At 70.8% G+C, this 14,009-nt stretch carries 9 protein-coding genes; 3 read left to right on the top strand and 6 right to left on the bottom strand.

Translation table 11 applies throughout. The annotated features are described in order from the left end of the window. Positions 1-271: 271 nt before the first annotated feature. The 3 genes from LDO26_RS11190 to LDO26_RS11180 all read right to left on the bottom strand — a co-directional run bounded on the left by LDO26_RS11190 (position 272) and on the right by LDO26_RS11180 (position 6,487). Positions 272-2,854: a M14 family zinc carboxypeptidase gene (locus LDO26_RS11190; RefSeq protein WP_232131249.1), complete on the bottom strand. Its 2,583-nt coding sequence runs from the start codon at positions 2,852-2,854 to the stop codon at positions 272-274. Positions 2,855-3,005: 151 nt separating this feature from the next. Beyond that, complete coding sequence (locus tag LDO26_RS11185; RefSeq protein ID WP_232131178.1) at positions 3,006-5,645, bottom strand: TonB-dependent receptor plug domain-containing protein; 2,640 nt, start codon at positions 5,643-5,645, stop codon at positions 3,006-3,008. A gap of 299 nt (positions 5,646-5,944) precedes the next feature. Continuing rightward, entirely contained in the window at positions 5,945-6,487 is a 543-nt protein-coding gene (locus LDO26_RS11180) for a DUF924 family protein (RefSeq protein WP_232131177.1), read from the bottom strand. 94 nt (positions 6,488-6,581) lie between these two features. On the opposite strand from LDO26_RS11180, the gene LDO26_RS11175 reads away from it, so the two are divergent. Further along, positions 6,582-6,986, top strand: a complete 405-nt coding sequence (locus tag LDO26_RS11175; RefSeq protein WP_232131176.1) for a hypothetical protein — start codon at positions 6,582-6,584, stop codon at positions 6,984-6,986. Positions 6,987-7,005: 19 nt separating this feature from the next. Here the strand turns inward: LDO26_RS11175 and LDO26_RS11170 are convergent, their stop codons facing one another. Further along, entirely contained in the window at positions 7,006-7,782 is a 777-nt protein-coding gene (locus LDO26_RS11170; protein WP_232131175.1) for an AMP nucleosidase, read from the bottom strand. A 179-nt stretch (positions 7,783-7,961) separates the two neighbouring features. On the opposite strand from LDO26_RS11170, the gene LDO26_RS11165 reads away from it, so the two are divergent. After that, complete coding sequence (locus tag LDO26_RS11165) at positions 7,962-9,344, top strand: amidohydrolase (protein WP_232131174.1); 1,383 nt, start codon at positions 7,962-7,964, stop codon at positions 9,342-9,344. After that, entirely contained in the window at positions 9,341-10,636 is a 1,296-nt protein-coding gene (locus LDO26_RS11160) for an amidohydrolase family protein (protein ID WP_232131173.1), read from the top strand. The genes LDO26_RS11165 and LDO26_RS11160 overlap by 4 nt, the downstream gene beginning before the upstream one ends. Positions 10,637-10,787: 151 nt before the next feature. Here LDO26_RS11160 and LDO26_RS11155 read toward each other — a convergent pair whose 3' ends face one another. Together LDO26_RS11155 and mnmG are read right to left on the bottom strand one after the other, a co-directional pair. Next, complete coding sequence (locus LDO26_RS11155; RefSeq protein ID WP_232131172.1) at positions 10,788-11,246, bottom strand: UPF0158 family protein; 459 nt, start codon at positions 11,244-11,246, stop codon at positions 10,788-10,790. Between the two features lie 278 nt (positions 11,247-11,524). Then, positions 11,525-13,414 carry a tRNA uridine-5-carboxymethylaminomethyl(34) synthesis enzyme MnmG gene (gene mnmG, locus LDO26_RS11150; protein ID WP_232131171.1) on the bottom strand — a complete coding sequence of 630 codons (1,890 nt, stop codon included), beginning with the start codon at positions 13,412-13,414 and terminating at the stop codon, positions 11,525-11,527. Between the last annotated feature and the right edge of the window lie 595 nt (positions 13,415-14,009).

Here is a 14,009-nt window from a genome sequence, read left to right as displayed (position 1 = left end):
GCCGGTTTCCAGAGGAAATCGATCCCCGGGCGTCGGGGGCGTTGCCCCGACCTACCGTAGGTCGGGCCCATGCGCCCGATGCACATCCCGACGCACATGATGCACCCGCGCCGCAGCCGCCGATTCCCGTGGGATGTCGGTCCCCCGCGCTGAACCTGCGGATCATGCAGGCGTGAACCGGAAGCGGAGCCGGGCCGCGTAGGGCGGGTCTCGACCCGCCACGCCAATCGACACGAGGCGGGTCGAGACCCGCCCTACGTCTGCTGCCACGTCATCGCCGGCCGCTCGGCACCAGCTGGTCGGACAGGAACAGCGCGTTGAGCAGCAGGCGCTCGGTGCCGTGCCAGTACTTGCGGTGCGCGGGGTCGTCGGCGAACAGCACCACGCTGCCCTGCCCGGTCGCGGCGACCACGGCCCATGGCGCGCCCGGCAGGCGCGCGCGGTTGCGCGCGGACAGGAAGCCGTTGACGCGCGGCGCGTCGTCGATGCGCACGACGGTGGAGAAGCGGTCCTTCGCCGCCGGCAGCACGACGTCGGTTTCCTTGTTGACGACGATGTCGCGGCGCGGCACGCCGAAGGCCAGCGGGTGGCTGATGTCGGCGTCGGCGGAAACCAGGTTGCCGGAGATGCGGTCCTCGGCCAGGGTGTCGCGGCGCGCGCCGAAATCGGCGCGGCCGGTGTCGGCCGCGTCCTTCGGCGTCGGCTCGGCGAGGCCGTCGGCGAGTTTTTTCTCGATCGCCCACTGCGAGGCGCTGCCGAAAGTCACCAGCGAGCCGCCGGCCTCGATCCATGCGCGCAGCGCCTTGACCGTCGCCTCGCTCCAGTCGCCGTAGTTGCCGCCGGCCAGCACGATGCTGGTGTACTGGCCCAGCGGCACGCGCGCCAGCTGTGAGGGGTCGAGCCGGGTCGCCGGCCAGCCGACGCGCTCGCTGAGCGCGAACCAGGTCGAGCCGATCTCGGTCGCGTTGACGCCCTGCCCCATCACCAGTGCGATCTTCGGCGCGCGCAGCGGGCGGATGCTGTCGCTGCCCAGGTCGACGCCGGCGATGCTCTGCCCGGTCGTCAGCGCGTGCGCGACCACGCCGGCCTCGCGCGCGGCGGCGTCGACGGCGGCATGCAATGCGGCCGCATCGAGCGGCTGGCCGGCCACGGGCACGACCAGCGTGCCGTACGAGAACGCCATATCGCCGCCGCCGGCGCGCGCGGTGAACGGCTGGAACGCGGCGCGCACGCGGATGTCCCGGGCCAGCAGCGCGGCGAGCACGCGGGCGGCGCCGGCGTCGCGCCAGTCGACCGCATAGGCGTAGCGTGCCTGGCCGCCGGCGACGCCCGCCACGGCCTCCGGCAGCGCGGTCACGCGGCCGGCGGTCGCGGGCAGGCGGCGCAGCGCGGCGAACTGCAGGCCGTAGGCCGGCGCGATCGCGTACGAAGTGCTGCCGTAGACGCTCTCCTTCACTTCCGGGGTGTCCTCGAAGATCGAGTGCACCAGCCGGAACTGCGGCTGCGCCGACGGCACCACCCAGGCGCTGCCGGGGACGAAGCGGCGGCCGTCGATCGTGGTCTCGTGCGCGAGCGCATGCACCTCGATCCGGTGCAGCAGCAGCAGGTCGAGCAGTTGCCGGCTCAGCGAGGCGTCGTGCTCGTCGCCGAACACGAACGCGGCCGAGCCGTGGCGTCGGCCCTGCGCCAGTGCGGAGCGGAAGAAATTCTTCTGCAGCGCGAACAGGCCGGCGTGCTCGGCGACCGCGCCGCGGATCGTCGCCAGCCCGACGGCGAGCTGGTTGCGGATCGTGAAGCGGAATTCCAGCGGGCCGCCGGCGGTGTCCTGCACCAGCCCGCGCGAGCTGCCCTGCTCGACGGTGACGCCGACGCCGCCGTGGAAGTCGGGATAGGTCGAGCCGTAGACCGGCGAGAAGTTGTCGAAGTTCTCCTTGGTGTAGTACAGCGAGCCCAGTCCGTCGAGCGCCTGCGCGTGGTAGCGCGCGAGGGTGACGTTGAAGTCGTAGGAGGCCTGCGGCAGCAGCGGGCTGTGCATGCTCGACGGCGACGGCTCGAAGTAGTAGGTGCTGGCCGCGCCCATTTCGTGGAAGTCGATCTGCACGTTCGGCAGCCACTGGTGGAACAGCGCGATCTTCGGCCGGGTCTCGCGCTGGGTGATCGCCAGCCAGTCGCGGTTGAGGTCGGTGAAGTAGTGGTTGGTGCGGCCCATCGGGAACGGCTCGACGTGTTCCTTGTCGAGCGGATCGGCGACCGGCGGGTTGGACTTCCAGGCGTTGTGCCAGTTCGCGGCGCGGTCGCGGCCGTCTGGGTTCTGCGCCGGGTCGATCAGCACGATCGCCGCGTCGAGCCAGCGCTGCACCTCGGGCGCGCGGCTGGCGGCCAGGTAGTAGGCGGTCAGCAGCATCGCCTCGCCGCTGGAGGTCTCGTTGCCGTGCACGCTGTAGTACAGGCCGACGACGACCGGCACCTGCGCCGGATCGACGTCCGGCGCGGCGGGATCGGCCAGCGTCGCGTGCGCGGCGCGCAGCTGCTCGCGGCGGGCGTGGTTGCCGGGCGAGGTCACCAGCACCGCCAGCAGCGGCCGCTCCTCGTAGCTGCGCCCGGTGTCCTCGACGTGCACGCGGTCCGACAGCCGCGCCAGTTCGCGCAGGTAGTCGACGATCCGGTCGTGGCGGGTGTAGTGGCTGCCGACCGGATAGCCGAGGAACGCCTCGGGCGTGGGGATCGCCGGATCGAAGTCGGCTTCGGCGGCATCGGGGAAGTAGTAGGCGGTCTGCGCCGCGACCGGCGCGGGCAGCAGGACGGCGCAAAGCAGCAGCGCGAGCAGCGGCAGCGCACGGATCGGAGTGGACATCGACATCGGGATTCCTGTTGCAGTGGAAAGGTGCGACCGGCGTCGCTCCCGGCCCTGCCCGCCATTGCCCGCGTGCAGGGAGACCCGGCCGGCACCGGGGAAAAGGCCGGCGGCGACGCCGGAGAGTCCGTCGCCGCCGGCACGCGCGCCCTCAGAAGCGGTAGTCGAACCCGACCTGGAAGTAGCGGCCGCGCAGGTCGTACTGGCTGAAGTCGTACGGCGCGCGGATGCCGGGGAACGAGGCGTCGTGCGGCGGCGCCTCGTCGAACAGGTTCTCGACCTTCGCATACAGGGTCAGGCGCTCGATGCCCGACCAGCCGAAGTACAGGTCGAACTGGTCGTAGGCGTCGACGCGCGACTGCACCGCGCTCGCGGCGGTGCTGGCCTTCTGGTCGTAGCCGCCGGTGCGGTACCAGGTCAGCGCGGTGTTGAAGTCGCCGATGTCCCAGTCCAGCGTCGTCGTCGCCTTGTTGCGCGGCAGCGACGGGCCGAGGTTGCTGCCGGCATAGTCGACCAGCGGCCCGCCGACGGTCTGCGGGCGCTTGTATTCCAGCACGTGGGTGAACACGCTCGACAGGCCGAACGTGCCCAGGCCGCCGGTGCGCCAGCGCTGGCGCAGTTCCGCGTCCAGGCCCGAGGTCTGCAGTTCGCTGAGGTTCTGGTAGCGGTTGTAGACCGCGACCAGCTTGCCGCGCGCGTCGCGGACCACGTTGGCGGGATCGTTGTCCTGCACGATCGTCGTGGTGTTGCCGGTACCGATGAGGTTGTCCAGCTCGATCCGGTACCAGTCCAGGCTCACGCTGGTGTCGGCCCACGGCGAGACCACGACACCGAGGTTGTAGCTGCGGGTGCGCTCGGGGTCGAGTTCGGTGTTGCCGACGGTGAAGAACGTCGGGTTCTGGCGCGAGCCCGGCACGTCGGGATCGTAGGGGTCGACGACCGATCCGTAGGCGATGTTGGTCGAGGCCGAGTTCTCCGACAGCGACGGCGCGCGAAAACCCCGCGAGGCCGAGGCGCGCACCAGCAGCGCGTCGAGCGGCTGCCAGCGCAGGCCGGCCTTGGGCGAGAACGCGCTGCCGAAATCGCTGTAGTGGTCGCCGCGTCCGGCCAGCTGCAGCTCCAGCGTCGGGGTCAGCGGCAGGTTGACCTCGGCGTAGACCGCGGCGACGTCGCGGTCGCCGTCGACCGCGGCGATCGCCGGGCGTACCTGCAGGCCGGCGTCGATCTGCCAGGGATTGCGCGAGACCAGCGACTCGTGGCGCCACTCCGCGCCGGCCGCGAACCCGACCGATCCGGCCGGCAGGTCGAACAGGCTGCCCGAGACCTTGAAGTCGAACCCGGTCAGCCGCGAGTCGGCCGGGCGCAGCGTGCTCAGCGCGATCGCGTCGACGACCGATTGCGGCGTCGCCGCCGGATCCTGCAGGTTGTAGCTGCCGTCGGCGAGCGCGGCGGCCAGCGTCCAGCGGTTGGCGAAGCCGCCGGCGACGATTTCCTCCTCCTTGCTGCGCGCGGCGAAGCCCGCCGCCTCCCAGTCCCAGTCGGCGCCGAACTGCCCGCGCACGCCCAGCAGCGCGCGCCATGCGGTGGAGCGGTTGGTCTTCAGCGACTCGCCGAGGTTGAAGAAGGTGTACTCGATGGGGACGTCGACGCCGTAGGGGTTGTAGGGATTGCCGGCGGGCAGCAGGTTCGACACCGGCTCGGCCAGGCCGGTCTCGGCGTTGAGCGCGAAGCGGCCGCCTTCGAGGGTGAAGTACGGGCTGGAGCCGAACAGCGAGGCGCCGCGGATGCGGCTGACGATCAGCTCGCCGAAGGCCTCGGTGGTGTCGTTGATGCGCAGCGTGCCGTTGACGTAGCCCTGGTAGCGCTCGGTCGCGGGGATCAGCGTGGTGTACGGCGCGAGGTTGAACGCGCAGGTGTCGCCGGCCAGGCCGTCGATCGGCGCGCTCGCGGTCAGCACCGTGCCCTCGGGGCAGTTGCCGGCGGCGTCGAGCAGCGGCACCGAGACGCCGTCGACCAGGAAGCGCGCGCCCTTGGCCGACCAGCCGTTCCAGCGGCCGCCGGGCTTGTCGGTGTAGATGCCCGAGCGGGTCAGCGCGCGCTGGTCCTGGTCGAGCCGCTCGCGGTTGTAGGCCTCGACGCTGAACAGCAGGTTGTAGCCGTCGGTGTCGAGGTCGCCGACGCCGCCGACCAGGCGTGCCCGCTGCGTGTCGAGGCCGCCCTCGTCCGAGGTGCCGGCGCTGCCGCCGATCTCCAGTCCCTGGAAGTTCTGCCGGGTGATGATGTTGACCACGCCGGCGACCGCGTCCGAGCCGTAGACCGCCGACGCGCCGTCCTTGAGCACCTCGATGCGCTCGACCGCGACCAGCGGCAGCGCGTTGAGGTTGACGAAGGTGTCCGACAGGCCGCCGGACGGGAAGCCGTAGTTCGCCAGCCGGCGGCCGTTGAGCAGCACCAGCGTGTTCTTCTGCGACAGCCCGCGCAGGCCGATGCCGGCCGAGCCCGAGGCCCAGCCGCTGTTGCTGGTCTCGTTGGTCGCGTTGCCGGTGTTGGCCGAGATCGAGCGCAGCACGTCGGCGACGGTGACCTTGCCGGAAGTCTCCAGTTCCTCGCGACCGATCACCTGGACCGGGTTGGCGCCTTCCGTGTCGCTGCGCTTGATGTTGGAGCCGGTGACGCGCACGGTCTCGAGCGTGCGCGCGCTTCCCTGGGGGTCCGGCGACTGGGCGAAGACGGAGGACTGCGACGCAAGCACGACGGCGACGGCAGCCGCGATCCGGGACACAACACGCATGAATGGGTACCTGGCTGAATGGAACGGCCACGTAGTACGCCATGCTGCACGGCAACAGCGACAATGCCGATTCGGCATGTGCTCATGCTTTTTCGCGGTTCTCCGCCGATGACCGGGTCGTCCCGGCGGCGGGGGCGTTGCCCCGGCCTACGATCTGCCGGCGCCTTTCCGGTGCTTCACCCAAGGCCGGGCGACAGCGGCAGTCCGCAGTCGCCCGCAACCCGCCATCTGTCGTCCCGAGCGCAGCGAGGGACCTGCTTCATCCACACAGAAAACGCCAGGGGACGTCCGTCCGGCCCTCAGAAACCGCCGCCGGCATCGAGCCAGGCCTGCTCCCCGGGCGTGCTGGTCCGGCCCAGGGCCCGGTTGCGGTGCGGGAAACGCCCGAATTCCGCGATCACGTCGAGATGCGCCTGCGCGTACTTGCGGTATTCGGCATTGCCCAACGCATCGAACAGCGCGACCGAGCGGTGCTGGTCGTCGAACGCCTCGGAATGCTCGAACGGCAGGTAGACGAAGGCGCGCAGGTCGTCGTCGACCGCGCGGTCCAGCCCCGCATCGACGAACCTGCGCGCGAAGTGCAGCGCCAGCGGATCGGTCGCGAACGCATGCGCGCTGCCGCGGAAGATGTTGCGCGGGATCTGGTCGAGCAGCAGCAACAGCGCGAGGCCGCCGTCGGCGCTGTCCAGCCAGCCGTCGAGCTCCCGGCGTGCGGCGGCGAAATGCGTCGCGCGCAGCACCGCGTCGCATTCGCGGTCGAAGGCCTCGCCGCCGTTGAACCACTTCTGCTGGCCTGCCTGCCGCCAGAACCCGATGACTTCGTCCGCGCTGATCGTCTCCATCGATGCAGCATACCCGGCACCCCGGCGCAGGCCGTTGACGCCACCGCCACGGCTATACTCGCGCGCCAGACCACCATCGCCCGCAGGAGTCGAGATGCCGCGCCGCCCGATCCGAATGCTCGCCATCGCCGTCCTGTGCTGCGCTGTCTTCCTGGCCGGCTGCTCGGGCAAGGCCGACCGTGCGTTGGTCGAGGCGCCCGCGGTCGGCGACCTGTACGCCGCGGAGCTCAGCACGTTCTCCGACTACGGCTTCACCGACGAGGACGAGAACGAGATCGAGCCCGCCTACGGCCTGCTCAAGGTCATCGCGGTCGACGCCGCGGACGTCGTGGTGATCACCGAGAACGCGGCGTCGGCGACGCGCGCCAGTGCGACGTCCGACCTCCGCGGCGACCCGGCCGGCATCGAGTTCGACGACAGCGAGCGGATCGGCATCTCCCGTGCCGACCTGCTCAAGGCCTGGGACGACAGGCTGCTGTTCGGCGTGCGGCGCCCCTGACGGCAAAGGCCGCAACGCGCTATTCGTCGAAACGCAGGTGCCGCACCGACTTGCCGTGCCGGCGGATCAGCTTCAGCGCCTCGATGCCGATCCGGATGTGGCGCTCGACGAACTCGGCGCTGACCTTCGCGTCCGAGGCCTCGGTCTTGACCCCCTCGGGGATCATCGGCTGGTCGCTGACCAGCAGCAGCGCGCCGGACGGGATGCGGTTGGCGAAACCGGCGGCGAAGATCGTCGCGGTCTCCATGTCCACGCCCATGCAGCGCATCTGCCGCAGCCGCTCCTTGAACGCGTCGTCGTGCTCCCACACGCGGCGGTTGGTGGTGTAGACGGTACCGGTCCAGTAGTCGTGGCCGAGATCGCGGATCATCGTCGACACCGCACGCTGCAGGGCGAACGCCGGCAACGCCGGCACCTCGGGCAGCAGGTAGTCGTTGGACGTGCCTTCGCCGCGGATCGCCGCGATCGGCAGCACCAGGTCGCCGAGCTGGTTCTTCCTCTTCAGCCCGCCGCACTTGCCGAGGAACAGCACCGCCTTGGGCGCGATCGCCGACAGCAGGTCCATCATCGTCGCGGCGTTGGGGCTGCCCATGCCGAAGTTGATCATGGTGATGCCGTCGGCGGTGGCGCTCGGCATCGGCCGGTCGAGACCGACGACCTCGGCGCCGGTGAGGCGGCTGAAGTGGCCGAGGTAGCCGCCGAAGTTGGTCAGCAGGATGTGTTCGCCGAACTGGTCCAGCGGCACGCCGGTGTAGCGCGGCAGCCAGTTCTCGACGATCTGTTCTTTTTCCTTCATCGTCTTCTCCTTCCGAGCCGCCCATTCTGGCACGGGCCCCGCACGCGACCGCAGCGCCCCCGGAACCGGCAGGCGGTCGCAGCGCAGCGGCGCGCGCCGCGGTTACACTCGGACGCGGCCGCGCCGCCGCGCCTGCCTTCCGGCACGGCCTGTCGCTCATTGATCTTCGGGGAGTTTCGATGTCACGCCTGTTGTCCGCCGCCCTGGCGGCCGCCCTGCTGGGCGGCTGCGCCACCACCGCATCCGAAAGACCTGCCGCAGCCACCGCGTCCGCGGCGGCGGCGTCCGTCGCCTATCCCGGCACCTACCGGCCGATCGCCGCCGCACCAGTGCTGATCGCCGGCGCCACCGTGCTGACCGGCGACGGCCAGCGCCTGGAGGACAGCGACGTGCTGTTGCAGGACGGCCGCATCGCAGCGGTCGGCCGCAACCTCGACGCGCCGGCGGGCGCGCAGCGCGTCGACGGCCGCGGCAAGTGGGTCACGCCCGGCATCATCGACGTGCATTCGCACCTGGGCGTGTACCCCAGTCCCGGCGCACGCGCGCACAGCGACGGCAACGAGATGACCGCGCCCAACACCGCGCAGGTCTGGGCCGAACACTCGGTGTGGCCGCAGGATCCCGGCTTCGGCGCGGCGCTGGCCGGCGGCATCACCTCGCTGCAGATCCTGCCCGGCTCGGCCAACCTCGTCGGCGGCCGCGGCGTGACCCTGAAGAACATCGCCGCGACCACGGTGCAGGACATGAAGTTTCCCGGCGCGCCGTACGGCCTGAAGATGGCCTGCGGCGAGAATCCCAAGCGGGTCTACGGCCAGAAGGGCGGCCCGGCGACGCGCATGGGCAACGTCGCCGGCTACCGCCAGGCGCTGATCGACGCGGCCGAGTACCGCAGCAAGCAGGCCGGCGACTCGCCGGGCAAGCGCGACCTCAAGCTGGAAACCCTGGCCGGCGCGATGGACGGCGACATCCTCGTGCACATCCACTGCTACCGCGCCGACGAGATGGCGCAGATGCTGGACCTGGCCAACGAGTTCGACTTCCGCATCACCGCGTTCCACCACGGCGTGGAGGCGTACAAGATCGCCGACCGGCTCGCCGCCGACGGGGTCTGCGGCGCGCTGTGGGCCGACTGGTGGGGCTTCAAGATGGAGGCTTTCGACGGCATCCAGGAGAACATCGCGATCGTCGACCGCGCACCGGGCGGCTGTGCGATCGTGCATTCGGACTCCGACGAGGGCATCCAGCGCCTCAACCAGGAAGCGGCCAAGGTCATCGCCAATGCGCGCCGCGTCGGCATCGACATCGCGCCCGAGCACGCGATCCGCTGGCTGACGGAGAACGCGGCGAAGTCGCTCGGCGTGCTCGAGCAGACCGGCACCCTGACCCCGGGCAAGATGGGCGACGTGGTGTTGTGGAACGGCAATCCGTTCAGCGTCTACGCGCTGGCCGAACAGGTGTGGATCGACGGCGCGCATGTCTTCGATCGCTTCGACCCGGCGCGCCAGCCGGTCTCGGACTTCATGCTCGGCCAGGGCGCGGCCGCGACCGGAGGTGCCCGATGAGCCGCCGCGACACGCGCCTGGCGCGCCTGCTGGTCGCCGCCGTCGCCGCCTGCGCCAGCGTCGCCGTCTCCGCGCAGGACCTGCTGATCCGCAACGCGACCGTGCACACCGCGACCTCGCAGGGCACGCTCGAAGGCACCGACGTGCTGGTCCGCGGCGGCCGCATCGCCGCGCTCGGACGCGGCCTGTCCGCCGACGGCGTGCACAGCGTCGACGCGGCCGGCCGGCCGCTGACGCCGGCACTGTTCGGCGGCGTGACCGGCATCGGCATCGAGGAGGTCTCGGGCGAAAGCGGTACCCGCGACGACCGCCTCTCGCTCGGCGAGGCCAGCGACATGGCGGTGCGCCCCGAGTTCGACGTGACCCTGGCCTACAACCCGGACTCGATCGTGATCCCGGTGGCGACCGTCGAGGGCATCGGCTTCACCCTGCTGTCGGCCGGCAGCGCCAGTTCGATCATCGGCGGCCAGGGCGCGCCGATGCGGCTCGACGGCAGCATCGACCCGGCCGGCCCGAAGGTGCTGCACCTGTCGCTGGGCAGCGCCGGCGCCGGGCAGAGCGGCGAATCGCGCGCGGCGCAGTGGATGCTGCTCGACCAGCTGGTCGACGAGGCGCGCGGGCGCCTGCCGGCCGGTTCGCACGTCGCCGCGCTGACGCCCGCCGGCAAGCGTGCGCTGCTGCGCTACCTCGACGGCAACGGCGTCATCGTCGTCGGCGTCAACCGCGCCGCCGACATCCGCCAGCTGCTGCGCTGGGCGAAGGCGCACGGGCTGCGCATCGCGATCCGCGGCGGCGCCGAGGCGTGGAAGCTCGCACCCGAGCTCGCCGCGGCGCGGGTGCCGGTGCTGGTCGATCCGCTGGTCAACCTGCCGTCGGACTTCGACCAGATCGGTGCAACGCTGGAGAACGCCGCGCGGCTGCACGCCGCCGGCGTGCCGGTCGCGTTCGCCCAGGCCAGCGACGCCTCGCACAACGCGCGCAAGCTGCGCCAGCTGGCCGGCAACGCAGTCGCCAACGGCCTGCCGTGGGATGCCGGACTGGCCGGCCTGACCCGGGTGCCGGCGGACCTGCTGGGCGTCGACGCCGGCAGCATCGCGGTGGGCAGGCGCGCCGACCTCGTGCTGTGGACCGGCGATCCGCTGGATGTCGCGCAGACCGCGGTGCAGACCTGGTTCGACGGCCGTGCGATCCCGATGCGTTCGCGCCAGACCGAACTGCGCGACCGCTACCTGCACCCGCGCACGCCCGCGTCCGAAGGCGGCCTGCCGCGCGCCTATCCGGCTGCGCGCTGAAACTACGCGCAGGCGACGCGGCGCAACGCCGCGTCGTCGCCCGCCCCGTAGCGCGGAGCTCGCTCTGCTGAAAACATCTCCGGAACCAGGTTCAGCGGAGCAAGCTCCGCGCTACGTGCATTGGTGCCGCCTGCGCATGGCAGGCAACGCGTCACGCCTCGACGAAGGGAATACCTTCGTCTTCGAGGAACTCGATCGCCAGCTGCTTCAGTGCCAGATCGCGATGGGCATACCAGCGATCCTCGATGCCGAGTTCGGCCACGCTGTCCCTGAAGCGCCGGAAGGCGCCGCGTCCGCGGATCGCATCGAGCAGCGTCTGCCGGATGTCCGGCGCCTGCGCGTCGCAGAAATTCCGCATGACCTCGTACTCGTCGAAATCGGACGGGCCGGGCAGCGGGATGTACGCGTCCGACACCGCGGTTTCGCGGATCCGCGGCAGTTGCTCGCGGACCCATTCGGGCACGTCGGCGTCTTCCGACTTCGCCATCAGTTCTTCCTCTTCGCCGAAGCCGAACACCTCTCCGGTGCGCTGGTCGACAAAGGCTTTCCAATCACCGGACAAAGGCTCGATGGCCTCGATGACATCCTTCAATCTGACCGGTTTCGACATGCTGACTGGTTTCGACATGGAGGGAACCTCGAAAGTTGAGAAGGGATGGAGCGCCCTAGTGTCGCGTCACGGATCAAATGCCGGTCCGTGCTTGCCCTCGACTCGCATCGCTGCGTTGCAGTCCTTGCCAAGACGGCCAGTCTTGGCGGCGGCCTGCGCCTTGCGCTGCGAGCCGATGTCCGCGCCCGGCCTGCGACATCTGATCCGTGACGCGACACTAGCGAGACCGTTGCCGCCCGCGGCGGTCGGGGAGCAGGCGGTGGGGATACCCCGGGCCTTCAGGCCGCGCGGCTGCGCCGTTCGCGCTCCAGATGCACCAGCAGCAGCGAGATCGCCGCCGGCGTCATGCCCGGGATGCGCTGCGCCTGGCCGATGGTTCCGGGCTGCACCTGCTGCAGCTTCTGCTGCACCTCCATCGACAGCCCGTGCACGCCGGCATAGTCGAAGCCGGCCGGGATCGCCATGTCCTCGTGGCGTTGCTGGCGCGCGATCTCCACGCGCTGGCGCTCGAGGTAGCCCGAGTACGTCGCCTCGATCTCGACCTGCTCGGCGACCTCGGGGTCGTCGACCGGTGGCGCGAATGCGGGCACCGAGGTCAGCGTCGCGTAGTCGAGCTCCGGACGGCGCAGCAGGTCGATGCCGCTGCTCTCGCGGCGCAGCTCGATGCCCAGCGCGTCGACCAGCGCACGGCCGGTCGCGTTCTGCGGCGATGCCCACAGTCCGCCGAGACGCGCGGTCTCGCGTTCGAGCGCTTCGCGCTTGGCGTCGAAGCGCCGCATGCGCGCGTCGTCGACCAGGCCCAGCTCGCGGCCGATCGCGGTCAGCCGCAGGTCGGCATTGTCCTCGCGCAGCTGCAGCCGGTACTCGGCGCGGCTGGTGAACATGCGGTAGGGCTCCTTCGTGCCGTGGGTGATCAGGTCGTCGATCAGCACGCCGATGTAGGCCTGGTCGCGGCGCGGCGTCCACGCGTCCAGTCCGCGCACCCGGCGCGCCGCGTTGAGCCCGGCGACTAGGCCCTGCGCCGCGGCCTCCTCGTAGCCGGTGGTGCCGTTGATCTGGCCGGCGAAGAACAGCCCGGAAACCGCGCGGGTCTCCAGCGAGGCCAGCAGCCCGCGCGGGTCGAAGAAGTCGTATTCGATCGCGTAGCCGGCGCGGGTGATGTGTGCGCGCTCGAAGCCGACGATGCTGCGCACCAGCGCCAGCTGCACGTCGAACGGCAGCGAGGTCGAGATGCCGTTGGGATAGATCTCGGCGACGTCCAGGCCCTCGGGCTCGACGAAGATCTGGTGGCTGGCCTTGTCGGCGAAGCGCACCACCTTGTCCTCGATCGACGGACAGTAGCGCGGGCCGATGCCCTCGATCTGCCCCGAGTACATCGGCGAGCGGTGCAGCGCGCCGCGGATGATCTCGTGGGTGCGTGCGGTGGTGTGGGTGATCCAGCACGGCACCTGCCGCGGATGGTCGTCGCGGCTGCCCAGGAAGGAGAACACCGGACGCGGATCGTCGCCCGGCTGGACCGCCATCGCCGCGTAGTCGAGCGTGCGCCCGTCGATGCGCGGCGGCGTGCCGGTCTTGAGCCGGTCGACGACGAACGGCCGTTCGCGCAGCTTCGCGGCCAGCGTGGTCGCCGGCGGATCGCCGGCGCGGCCGGCTGCGTACTGGGTCTCGCCGACATGGATGCGGCCGGCGAGGAAGGTGCCCGCGGTCAGCACCACTGCCTGCGCATCGAAGCGCAGTCCGGCCTGGGTGACGACGCCGCGCACCGTATCGCCTTCGACGACGAGATCGTCGACCGCAGACTGGAAGATCGTCAGGTCCGGCTGCGCCTCGACCGCGCGGCGCACGAACGCGCGGTAGAGGTTGCGGTCGGCCTGGCAGCGCGTGGCGCGCACCGCGGGGCCCTTCGACGCGTTGAGCCGGCGCCACTGGATGCCGGCCGCGTCGGCGGCGCGCGCCATGATCCCGCCAAGCGCATCGATCTCGCGCACCAGGTGGCCCTTGCCGATGCCGCCGATCGCCGGGTTGCAGCTCATCACGCCGATCGTCTCGACGTTGTGGGTCAGCAGCAGCGTGCGCGCGCCGGCGCGCGCCGACGCGAGCGCGGCCTCGGTGCCGGCGTGGCCGCCGCCGACGACGATGACATCGTAGCTGTGGAAGTCGTTGCCCATGGGCGGATTATCCCCGAGATCGGTCCCGGGATCGCGATCGCGGACAGATCACCGGACAGGGTTGGCACAGTTTCTGCATGCGTAATCGATGCACCCGGGCCGGCACGCTACTGAATGGGGGAGCGGAGCCGGAGATTGGAACAGGGCTGGCCACGCGCGGCCCGGGGAAGCACGGGGCCGGATGTCGGGGGACATCCGGCCCCTTTTTTTTCTCCGATTTCCTGGATTCCTCGCGTAGGTCGGGGCAACGCCCCCGACGCCGGGATTCGACACCTCGCGAATCCGGAACGCCGCACACGTCGGCCGCATGGGGCCGACCTACGCAGGATCGGGCGGCCGCTGTCCAGGACTGGAGCGCGCAAGGCGGGTGTTGAGGCGCTGCCTGTCGATGCGGTGAGGGGTCAAGACCCGCCCCGCGGCCTGCAGGCGTTTTTCCTCCGTGGCTCCCCGGCAGCTGCGGGCGATGTCATCGCAGCGCTCATCTAAAGAGGAGCCGACGCCCGACGGGGGCGGAACAGGGGGGATCCGGTATCCCCCGTCGGGAGTCGACAATCGTTTGCCCGGTTTGGGTCAAAAGCGACGCAACCGGTCAGCT

The organism is Proluteimonas luteida, assembly GCF_021191695.1.
Lineage (GTDB): Bacteria > Pseudomonadota > Gammaproteobacteria > Xanthomonadales > Xanthomonadaceae > Luteimonas > Luteimonas luteida.
Note: the sequence above shows the minus strand (reverse complement) of the source record. Positions and strands in the feature narration are given on the sequence as shown.

What these genes read in the sequence shown, in the direction of transcription:
- LDO26_RS11190 (WP_232131249.1), bottom strand. Translation starts at nt 2,854, where the DNA reads ATGTCCACTCCGATCCGTGCGCTGCCGCTGCTCGCGCTGCTGCTTTGC.
- LDO26_RS11185 (WP_232131178.1), bottom strand. Translation starts at nt 5,645, where the DNA reads ATGCGTGTTGTGTCCCGGATCGCGGCTGCCGTCGCCGTCGTGCTTGCG.
- LDO26_RS11180 (WP_232131177.1), bottom strand. Translation starts at nt 6,487, where the DNA reads ATGGAGACGATCAGCGCGGACGAAGTCATCGGGTTCTGGCGGCAGGCA.
- LDO26_RS11175 (WP_232131176.1), top strand. Translation starts at nt 6,582, where the DNA reads ATGCCGCGCCGCCCGATCCGAATGCTCGCCATCGCCGTCCTGTGCTGC.
- LDO26_RS11170 (WP_232131175.1), bottom strand. Translation starts at nt 7,782, where the DNA reads ATGAAGGAAAAAGAACAGATCGTCGAGAACTGGCTGCCGCGCTACACC.
- LDO26_RS11165 (WP_232131174.1), top strand. Translation starts at nt 7,962, where the DNA reads ATGTCACGCCTGTTGTCCGCCGCCCTGGCGGCCGCCCTGCTGGGCGGC.
- LDO26_RS11160 (WP_232131173.1), top strand. Translation starts at nt 9,341, where the DNA reads ATGAGCCGCCGCGACACGCGCCTGGCGCGCCTGCTGGTCGCCGCCGTC.
- LDO26_RS11155 (WP_232131172.1), bottom strand. Translation starts at nt 11,246, where the DNA reads ATGTCGAAACCGGTCAGATTGAAGGATGTCATCGAGGCCATCGAGCCT.
- mnmG (WP_232131171.1), bottom strand. Translation starts at nt 13,414, where the DNA reads ATGGGCAACGACTTCCACAGCTACGATGTCATCGTCGTCGGCGGCGGC.